The organism is Okeania sp. SIO2B9 (assembly GCF_010672505.1).
GTDB classification, from domain to species: domain Bacteria; phylum Cyanobacteriota; class Cyanobacteriia; order Cyanobacteriales; family Microcoleaceae; genus Okeania; species Okeania hirsuta.
This window is the reverse complement of the sequence record NZ_JAAHGK010000085.1, coordinates 1-10,610: the sequence shown is the minus strand read 5'-3', so window position 1 is coordinate 10,610 and position 10,610 is coordinate 1. Positions and strand designations below refer to the sequence as shown.

Below are 10,610 nucleotides of genomic sequence, written 5' to 3'. Positions count from 1 at the left end.
GCAAGACGACGAATAGGCCGAGATGGTTGCCTTCTTTGTGCTGCCCATTTGTCTACTGTATCTCTAGCCACTCCTAACATTAAAGCTAAGGAATCTCTGGTTAATCCTTCTCTAATATAAAGTAATGTTAAAGGGTCTATTTCTTGAGTTTCTGCTTCTATTCGTGAAATCGCTATAGTTTTGGACATAAAAATTTTTTCCAAATTAGAACTTGTCATTTATACTACTCAGAACTTACTCACAATTTAAGTGTTATTCCCTAACTGCGGTAGAGTATCCTGTAGGGTAAAGTTTAATTGCTGTGTAAGTCCTATTAGTTTTCATATTTTTGAAACTGCCATAGGTATGCAGTAAGATCGTCTTCGGTTGGCCGTTAACGCTCCGCGACATGAAACGCCCGTACAGGAGTAGAAAAAATCGACAGATTTGCCTTTGAAGCTAGAGGTATGTTTTTTTTATAACTAATCACCCGTTAGCGTAGCTCCCCCGGAGGGAGCACATGATATATAGCAATGTGCGCTGGCATATTTACAAATTGTAGGAATTGTCCAATAGACATCTCCAGAAAAGAGGGAACAGGGAACACCGGAACAGGGAACAGGAAGAAAGAATAGATGATTTCTGGATGATAATTGATTTGATTTTTAATTTTCGGAGATGTCTAATAGCGAAAAGTCTTATATTATTCCAACGGAGATGCTGCGCAAACAGATTTTTATTCCCCCTATTGCCTCACAGGAGTGCGCATTCCGCAAGCGAGCTGGCATAGTCGCGGGGTCGCACCGCTGTTGCCTTCCGGAGCTGTTGCCTGCGCGCAGCGCTATAAAATCGCCAATGATTAAATAACAAAGCTTTTGTAGAGCGGGTAGAGGTAAAATTTGGTTGATGGTTGACATACTCTTCAGATTAAAAAAAAATTCCTTTCTACCTACTGATAACTGATAACTTATATGACTCCTGTGATATCATACCGTTGTTTAACAAAAATTAATAAAACTATGGCCCGCGACTTAAGAGGATTCCTGAAAATTTTAGAAGACCGAGGACAACTATACCGAATCAAAGCTTTAGTTGACCCAGACCTAGAAATAGCAGAAATTTGTAACCGAATGCTACAGAAGGGTGGCCCTGCTCTCCTATTTGAAAATGTTAAAGGGTCTGACCACCCCATAGCAATAAATCTCTTGGGTACGGAGGAAAGAGTATGCTGGGCAATGAATATGGAAAAACCCCAGGAGTTAGAAACCTTGGGTAAAAAACTCGGAATGCTGCAACAACCCAAACCACCAAAAAAGATTTCTCAAGCAGTAGAATTTGGTAAAGTCCTATTTGATGTGGTTAAGGCAAAACCAGGACGCGACTTTTTCCCTCCTTGTCAACAAGTCGTCGTTGAGGGAGACGCTCTCGACTTAAACAAAATTCCGATGATTCGCCCCTATCCCGGAGATGCAGGTAAAATTATAACTCTTGGTTTGGTAATTACAAAAGATTGTGAAACAGGTACTCCTAATGTGGGAGTTTATCGGTTGCAGTTACAGTCTCGTAATACCATGAGCGTGCATTGGTTATCAGTCCGTGGTGGAGCGCGACATTTGCGAAAAGCAGCAGAAAATGGTAAGAAACTGGAGATAGCGATCGCTCTGGGAGTAGACCCATTAATTATTATGGCTGCTGCTACTCCAATTCCAGTAGACTTGTCAGAATGGCTATTCGCAGGACTTTACGGTGGTTCTGGGGTAAAGTTAAATAAGTGTAAAACCTTAGATTTGGAAATACCCGCAGATTCAGAATTTGTCCTCGAAGGTACTATTACTCCTGGGGAAATGTTACCTGACGGACCATTTGGCGACCACATGGGTTATTATGGTGGATTGGAAGATTCTCCGGTTGTTAGATTTCACTGCATGACTCACCGCAAAAACCCAATTTATTTAACAACTTTTAGTGGGAGACCGCCGAAAGAAGAAGCAATGATGGCGATCGCTCTTAACCGGATATATACCCCTATTCTCCGACAGCAAGTTTCAGAAATTGTTGATTTTTTCCTCCCCATGGAAGCTCTGAGTTACAAAGCTGCCGTAATTTCTATTAAGAAAGCATATCCAGGTCAGGCACGAAGAGCAGCATTAGCTTTTTGGAGTGCTTTGCCACAGTTTACTTATACAAAGTTTGTCATTGTGGTAGATGAGAGTATTAATATTCGAGATCCGCGTCAAGTAGTCTGGGCAATTAGCTCTAAGGTCGATCCTTCTAGGGATGTGTTTATTTTGCCGAATACGCCTTTTGATAGTTTAGATTTTGCTAGCGAAAAAATTGGTTTGGGTGGTCGTATGGGAATAGATGCAACTACAAAAATCCCTCCTGAAACTGACCATGAGTGGGGTGCAGCTTTGGAGTCTGATGCCGATGTTGCTGCAATGGTTGATAGACGTTGGTCTGAATATGGGTTGAATGATTTGAATTTGGGAGAAGTTGACCCGAATTTATTTGGATATGATATTCAGTAATTCTACTGATTGCTCAATCACAAACTGATTGATGCCTTTAGCTTTTCAAATATCGAATTGCTGTTTATGGTAGCAATTCTAGAGTTAGTTTGTGGATCAGTTTGCGGTATTTGGGAATAAAATGTGGCGATCGCGTAGTTTTGTTTTTACCAAATATTCCTGAATTTGTCATTACTTATTTGGCAATTCTCAAACGTGGTGCCGTGGTTGTTTCTGTCAATTCAATGCTGAAAAGTGATGAAGTTAGCTTCATCCTCAATGATAGTGAAGCAGTAGCAGTTGTGACAACAGAATCTTTGAGGGAGCAAATACCCTATGGGGATTTAGCTTTTCTCAAAAATGTTTTAATTGCTGAGGGTGGAACAGATACAGATATCAGCTTGTCTACTCTGCTCGAAAAAGGGAGTTCTAATTTCAAGGCAGTTTCCATGGAACCGAAAGCTCCTGCTGCTATTGTTTACACTTCTGGCACCACTGGTTTTCCTAAAGGAGCAACCCTTGGATAAACATTTGTTGTCGATCTACTATATGGGGTAAATATAGCAGTGTATAGCTTTGAGTAGGTTAAATGTTGCACTTACAGCAAACCCTGCTTAAATTGCAACAAACTCGCTTGGTTCATAAGTAGATGGAGGACTTTTATGCGGTCTGGAGTAAATGCTCCTGTCGCGAGGCTGTTTTCTAGGAGAAGGAGAGCAATAAATTTTCCTTGCTTGACGATCGGAGTACACAAGAGGCTTTTTGGCTGGTGTTCGATCAGGTATGGATCTCCAGCGAAGGTAGTTTCTGTTTCAAGCTGATTGATGAGTACAGTTTGTTGAGTCTGTTTGACGGTGTTGATAACAGTATGGGGTAAACTTTTAGTTGGATCGAGATGTGTGATGGATGAGTCAGAGTCGTCGCTCAGGGATTGAATAGGAATTTCCCAAGTACCAGAGCTGTTCAAAACTAAAGTTCCTTTGTTTGCTCCAGCGTTTTCCATGAGGATGTGCATCATTTTATCAAGCAAGCTATTTAGTTCGATTTCCTCTGAGATAGTTTGGGAAGCTTTAATAATAGTATAAAAGTCGAGGTTTTTGCTAGTTTTGCTGGTGATTGAAGATATAGTTTTTGTGATGTCAAGTTTTGTTATTTCTGCTGTTTGGGTACGAATAATTAGGTTGGAGTGGTGTTCTTCTAAGTCTTTGATTTTGGCAGTAGCACCCCAACTAATATAGCAGTAATAGGCTTCCGTCATGTAGGTTTTGGCTACTTTTTCTCTGCCAAGAGACAGATAAAATTCTGCTGCTCGTTCGTTGGCGATCGCTTCTTCATGGATGTAGTCGTTTTCTGAGGATCCAGAAATTGCTTTTTCGTAGTAGGTTGCTGCTGTTTCATTTTCACCTAAAACTCTGGCTATTTCTGCTTCCACTAGGTCGTATTTGTGTTGGAAGTTCATGGGGCCGTGCTCTGCCCAAGCTTTCATTTGTTTTTGGTTGGATTTGACTTGCTTTAGGTATTGTTTTTGTTCTTTTGGAGAGACAGTGAGGTAGTTAGCTAGCAGGGAAAGAGAGTAGTAGAAGTTGTATTGCACAATTTCAATTGACCCATTCATTCCTTCTAGATATTCTGCCATTGCTCCTACGTTTTCTAGAGCTGCCACATAATTTTTCCACAAATAAAAGTAAATTAGTTGCGATAGGTAAATATTAGTTATCCCTCTACTATCATTTGCCTGTTTTAAAACAGATAATTTTTCTCCTAGCTTCAATAAATCATCTGTTGGCTGCACTTCAGCTTTCAACATTGACACAAGTTGGCTCCAAGTCGTCAGATGATCGCCAACAAGTTTTTGTTTATATTTCAACATCACATCAATAGATTGTTTTTGGGTTTGAGCGACAGTATCTAGATGTTCACCCACCCAAAATTTATTATTCGTATAAAAACAAAGACAATAAGAAGCAAACTCTAAATCTCCCACTGATAGACCACTTTGAAATCCCTCAAGTAATGGGTTGATCGTTTCCTGAAGATGTTCTTTCCAGTGTCGAATAAAATTATTAAAAGTAAAATATACTTTTGCTTTAATTTCTCTAGCATTAAGTCGGTCTAATAAATCTAGAGCTAGTTGACCAAATTCATAGCCTGAATTAAAGTCTCCCAAAATACTACACAAAATTAAGCCATAGTTGACATATCCAAAAGCAGACAGATGAGAGTTACCATATTTCAAAGAGATTCTCACCATTTTAAATACAGCTAAAGGAAACAAAGCTGGATTAGCATTAAAAGCAGCCGGAATCATTGCCATTAACAGTCGCATAGTTGCTATCTGTTCGGAATCATTCATGATAGCAGTATTTGCTAAATCCTTGATTTCTATACTACTTAGAGCTAATTGAGTTTTAGCTAATTCCACTAAAACATCGCGTTTATTTGGTTTTGCCGGTAAGCTCACTCCTAGATACTTTAACGCTAACAAGGCAATATCTATAGCTGGCTGGGGTTGATTCTGAGAATAATAATATGGAATTTGTAACTCATAAACTTTCACTCGATCCAGATTGCTTTGAATCTTAGACAAAAGTAGTTCCGACAATTGTTGCGCCGACTCAAAGTTCACATTCAAATATTCAACTTCTAGTATCTCAAAATAAACATCCTGCGTCAATTCATAATTACTCTCCCAACTATTTGTGGGTAACAACTCTAACCCCACATTCAAATATCTACCCGCAGCCTCATAAGCTGTAGCTCCTTTGGCTTTTTTCCCTGCCCATAAATTTAATTTTAGCAACCCTTCTTGTAACTCTGTTTCTGTGATGAAATCTCGCCCTATATTCAACTGATTTACAAGATCAAATATGTTCTCTTCTATTTGCTCAGAGGGCAGACTTTTCCACAACAACTTACCAATTTTTAGATGGATTTTTTTTCTATTTTCTTCGGGAATAAGTGAATATGCTGCTTGCTGAACTCTGTCATGCAAAAAACGATAACTTACTCTAGATTCATCAAATAATAATTCTCGGGAATTGTCATTTTCAGAAAATAATAAGGGAATTTTATAATCCTGAGTGAGTGGTAATATTAAACCTATTTGTAAAGCACTCCATAAATCTTTTACTGTCTGAGTTACAGATTTTTCGTTAACAACTGCCAATACATCTAAACTAAATTTATTGCCAATACAAGCTGCTAGTTTTAAAACTTTTTGGGTAGTTGTTGATAGTTTTTCAATATTCCTAGCAACTAATTCTACTACTCCTAAATCTGCTATTCCCACACTTTGAATCTGTTCAATATCCCACATCCAATATCCAACTGTAAAATCAAATATTAACAATTTGTCTGTATATAATGTTTTGAGTAGTTGAGTTAAGAAAAACGGATTACCTTGGGTTTTACTGTATAGTAAGTCTGATAATTGAGTGAGTCGCTCATTAGTTGTAGTAGCTTCTTCTGATAATGTTTCTGCTACTAATTGTCTGATGTAATTGATTTTTAGGGGTTCTAATATAATTTTATTAACTGTTGTGCTGGTTTTTTGGATTTTTTCTATGGTTTGGATGGTCGGATGTACTGGGTTAACTTTGTGATCTCGATAAGCTCCGATCAATAATAAGTGTTTGGTTTCGCTGTCCGTCATTAATTGTTCGATCAGGTTTAATGATGCTAGATCTGCCCACTGTAAATCATCAAGAAATAAAACTAATGGATGTTCTGGTTGAGCAAAGACACGGACAAATTTTCCAAATAGTTGATTGAAATTGTTTTGTGATTCAGTTGTCCCTAACTGGCCTACTTTTTCTTGTTTACCGATGATTAATTCTAATTCTGGGATGACATCAATGATGATTTGACTATTTTCTCCTAATGCGGTTAATAGTTTCTCCTTCCATTCGGCAACTTTTAGTGTAGTTTCTGTAAGTAACTGACTGATTAACTGTTGAAAAGCTTGGCTGATAGCAGCATAAGGAATGTCCCGTTTGAATTGATCGAATTTGCCACCAATGAAATAGCCTCTGGCTTTAACTATGGGTTTATGTACTTCGTTAACTACTTTGGTTTTACCGATCCCGGAGTAACCTGTAACTAGAATGATTTCTTTATTGCATTGACTGATGCTCTCGTCATCGGTATTGCTTACACGACCAAAAGCTTCCAAGAGGAGGCTGACCTCTGTTTTCCTACCATAGAGCTTTTGGGGGATACTAAATTGACCTTTTTTATCCTTTTTCCCTGGAGTAAAGGCTTGAAGTCTTTTGATGCTTTGTAGTTTACTCAAGCAATATTCAAGGTCTGCTTTTAATCCGAGGGCACTTTGATAGCGGTCTTCAGCATTTTTTGATAGCAGTTTGATCACTATTAAGGATATAGCAATGGGAATTTCTGGGTTAATTTGGTGTGGGGAGATAGGGGTTTTAGCTATGTGTGAGTGGATGACTTCCATTGGATCATTGCTATAGAAGGGAAGCTGTTTAGTGAGCATTTGGTAGAAGGTGACACCTAAGGAGTAGAAGTCACTGCGATAGTCTATGCAGCGGTTCATGCGTCCAGTTTGTTCTGGAGATATATAGGCTAGAGTGCCTTCTATATAACTTGGGTTGATGATGGCCTGAGTTTCTGTTTTTAGACGGGTGGCGATGCTGAAGTCGATGATTTTTATTTTTTGTGTGGTGGGATCGATCAGGATGTTGTGGGGTTTAATATCTTTGTGGATTATTTGTTGTTGGTGTATTTTATCTAGGGTGTCACTAAGTTGGATGGCTATGTTGATAAATTGAGGAATTGCGATCAATGAGTCTGTTATATGTTGTTTGAGAGATAGGGAATTGAAGTATTCGAGGATGAGGATGAGGCGATATTCCTGGTGGGTCAGGTCTATAGATTTGACAATTCCTTCAAAGTTGAGGTTTTTGAGGATGTTGTATTCATGTCTGATGCGCGCAATTTCTTCTGGAGCTGGGTATTCAGAAATTTGTGTTTTGAGGAGAACTAGGGTGCGATCGGACTGCTGTAATGCCCTATATATTATGCTGTTGTTGCCTCGGTATAAGGTTTGTAAATTTGAATAGCCAGGGATATATAGCATAATTTTTATTTTCTTCAGAATTGTCCAGCAGCAGTATTTCAAAGTAGCTTGGAAAAGAAAAAAGTGACTCAGACCGAATAGTCTTAACAGCTAATAAATAAATAGGATATATAGCTTAACTTTTGTTCTTCTATAATATCAACAATTGTCAAAAAAAAAACTCTGGTGAAGAAAATTGGGAAAGAGTCAATAATGAAATATGCGTAAAATTTTGGCTCTAGTACACTATAAACACCAAACACTATTTTAGTTATCAGTAATTATATGGTTGTATATTAAAAATTATACATGAAAAAAAACATATATACGGTTGGACATACAAACAGATTGAAGAAAGTTGTAGGTTTAATGCGATTGCTTAAATTCCCATCGACCCCATTCTCAGTCCTACTGATACCATGTCCGGATAATTAAGTATAATAAAAATGTTCTATTGAAGCGATGTTGAAGGAATATCCCAAATTTGTGCTCCCTTTCCAGTATTCTCACTTGAACAGGATTTACGCATGAGGTACGAAAAACTAGGGCTTGAGATTGCTTTCCTGTCGGTCGCAATGACGAAAATACCTTGTAATGCGTAAGTCCTATTGAATTTACACCTACGACCTAAGAACTTTATTATAACTAATTAAACGGACATGATATGACTACTCCTTCAAGGCTAATTGACTGGACATAATATAACCCAAGAGTTATCATTTTTGAAGCCTTCCTTTATCTGATAGAAAAAGGAGAGTAAGATTAATTTGGGTGTGTATGAATGCACAGATTATTTCGATCTGTCTAAATTTTGCTAAATTAATATGTTTACAAACAGCGTGATAGATGGTCGCTATAGGGAAAAGCGAGAATGGTTGACGGTTATTCTGCAAATGCGATATTCGGTCATTCCAGCTATTATTTTTCGGGTGACATTCTGCGGATTTTTTGGTGGCTTGATTTCTTTACTTAACTATTTTAATTTTCCTGTGACTTTGCCGGCGAAAAGTAGTATTGTTCCTAGTTTAGTTTTGGGTTTACTATTAGTTTTTAGAACAAATACTGCTTATGAAAGATTCTGGCAAGGTCGGCAACTGTGGGGGCAAATTGTTAATACAGTTCGTAATTTTGCCCGACAAATTTGGGTTTCTGTTGAAGAAAATGAACCAGCAGATAGAAAAGTAAAAGAGGAAATAATCAGGTTATTAGTAGCCTTTGCTATCGCTAGTAAATTATATTTGCGCCGTCAGAGTGTAAATAGAGAATTAGAGGGATATATGCCTAAACAGTGGTATGAAAAGCTCAAAAAAATGAATCATCCTCCTATTCATATTGCTTTTTGGATTAGTGATTATCTCCAGCATCAATATGAACGTGGTTGTATTAATCCTTATCAACTTACTGCGATGTTTAAGTTGTTGGATAGAATGGTTGAAGCATTAACTTGTTGTGAGGGAATTTTAAATACACCAATTCCTTTAGCATATTCAATTCATCTAAGGCAATTATTGTTAATTTATTGTTTATCATTACCATTTCAAATAGTTAATGAGTTTCATTTTTGGACTGGTATAGTAGTTGCCTTAATCAGTTTTACAGTATTTGGAATTGAAGAAATTGCTCTAGAAATAGAAAATCCTTTCGGTTACGACCCTAATGATTTACCTTTAGATGCTATTTGTATTGCAATGCACCGCAATATTGAAGATTTAATTACTTTAGCTCCTAGTGTTAGACATTGGAAACGTATATCAGTTAATTTAGAAACCCATAATTTTTAACTAGTTCTGGACTAAAAGTTTTCAGCTATCAGCTTGGGTTGAAATCCTCTTTGAAATTGCATTTCTCTCGGTCTCAGTATAAATCTAAGCTGTTTGCAGAGCATGACTTTAGAAAATTCTGATTGCAGCAATTGCTATTTGCGGAGCATTCCGGACCGAAACGCTTTTTTTTTATCTATCTTAATAAAAGTATAATTTTATACATAATTAATTTGCGTTTTGTGGTATGAGCGATCGCTATTAATTATGTTTGATAATTTTGCCTAAATTGCAACAAAAAAAAGTTATGTTTAAGATTTACATAATACGGTCACAAATAAAGTTAATAGCGCTCTAAATCCAGAGTGGCGATTTTATCTATCTTTAATTTTGCAGACTTTACACACATGGCTTTAATGCTGTATCTGCTTAATTTTCAGGACTTACGCATCAGGTACAAAAAACTAGGATTTGAGATTGCTTTCCGTTCCGGACTGCTGCGCAAACCCTATCGGTAACAATGGCGAAAATATGTTGCAGGTAGGTAAATCCTAATTTTAATATCCGCAATAATTTATCGACTTTCACTCATCATAATGATTAACAATATTAATTCGACCTTGAGTTTACGGAGATTAGCTACCATTGTAGCTGTCTCAATTTTGACATTAACTCTAATCTCTGCCTTGTCTGGAACATTGTTAGCGTTTAATTATCAACCCACCACTGGTGGTGCTTACAAATCTCTAGAAATGATTACCAGTCAAATTCCTTTCGGATGGATAATTCGAGATTTACACAATTATGCTGGTAACAGTATCATTATTCTCGGCTTAATTCAAATAGTAATTATGTTTTTAAGTCGGCAGTTTCGCTCTAGTTAGTTGATTGCTTGGATTAGTGGAATTTTCCTTGTTTTAGTCGCAATTGGTTTGGGTTGGACAGCAATGATTCTTGACTGGTCTCAAGAAGGTTTTTGGAGATTTTCTATAGAATTATCTACTGTAGAAACTATTCCTTTTATTGGTTCTTTACTACTATATATTTTAACAGGTGGTAATGGTATTAGTACAATGACTGTATTGCATCAGTACACTTTACATAGTTATCTTTTGTCCGTGTCAGCGATCGCTTTAGCATTTACTCATTTAGGTGGATTGATTTGGCAGTCAGTTCAGGATCAAAAAAATCAATCAGATAATAATGAACAGCAGGAAGCAGGACAAAGTTTCAATGCTTCAGCATCATAGATAGAATCAGCACAAAACTGTTCCCTGAAAAAATAGA

5 protein-coding genes and 1 pseudogene are annotated in these 10,610 nt (G+C 37.3%); 4 read left to right on the top strand and 2 right to left on the bottom strand.

Going from position 1 to position 10,610, the window contains the following annotated elements; all coding sequences use genetic code 11:
- Positions 1 to 188, bottom strand: a 188-nt coding sequence (locus F6K13_RS05365; protein WP_287286992.1) for a hypothetical protein, incomplete at its 3' end; no start/stop codon positions are given.
- A gap of 810 nt (positions 189 to 998) precedes the next feature.
- Here F6K13_RS05365 and F6K13_RS05360 point away from each other — a divergent pair.
- Both F6K13_RS05360 and F6K13_RS05355 read left to right on the top strand, forming a co-directional pair.
- Positions 999 to 2,507 carry a UbiD family decarboxylase gene (locus F6K13_RS05360; protein ID WP_124146228.1) on the top strand — a complete coding sequence of 503 codons (1,509 nt, stop codon included), beginning with the start codon at positions 999 to 1,001 and terminating at the stop codon, positions 2,505 to 2,507.
- An 89-nt stretch (positions 2,508 to 2,596) separates the two neighbouring features.
- Positions 2,597 to 3,013, top strand: coding sequence for an AMP-binding protein (locus F6K13_RS05355; RefSeq protein ID WP_240039080.1), 417 nt, complete (start codon positions 2,597 to 2,599; stop codon positions 3,011 to 3,013).
- Between the two features lie 71 nt (positions 3,014 to 3,084).
- Here F6K13_RS05355 and F6K13_RS05350 read toward each other — a convergent pair whose 3' ends face one another.
- Positions 3,085 to 7,584 carry an AAA family ATPase gene (locus F6K13_RS05350; RefSeq protein ID WP_124146226.1) on the bottom strand — a complete coding sequence of 1,500 codons (4,500 nt, stop codon included), beginning with the start codon at positions 7,582 to 7,584 and terminating at the stop codon, positions 3,085 to 3,087.
- Positions 7,585 to 8,387: 803 nt separating this feature from the next.
- On the opposite strand from F6K13_RS05350, the gene F6K13_RS05345 reads away from it, so the two are divergent.
- Complete coding sequence (locus F6K13_RS05345; RefSeq protein ID WP_124146227.1) at positions 8,388 to 9,344, top strand: bestrophin family protein; 957 nt, start codon at positions 8,388 to 8,390, stop codon at positions 9,342 to 9,344.
- A gap of 575 nt (positions 9,345 to 9,919) precedes the next feature.
- A pseudogene (locus F6K13_RS05340) lies at positions 9,920 to 10,573 on the top strand (cytochrome b N-terminal domain-containing protein).
- The last annotated feature ends 37 nt before the right edge of the window (positions 10,574 to 10,610 follow it).

What these genes read in the sequence shown, in the direction of transcription:
- F6K13_RS05360 (WP_124146228.1), top strand. Translation starts at nt 999, where the DNA reads ATGGCCCGCGACTTAAGAGGATTCCTGAAAATTTTAGAAGACCGAGGA.
- F6K13_RS05345 (WP_124146227.1), top strand. Translation starts at nt 8,388, where the DNA reads ATGTTTACAAACAGCGTGATAGATGGTCGCTATAGGGAAAAGCGAGAA.
- F6K13_RS05350 (WP_124146226.1), bottom strand. Translation starts at nt 7,584, where the DNA reads ATGCTATATATCCCTGGCTATTCAAATTTACAAACCTTATACCGAGGC.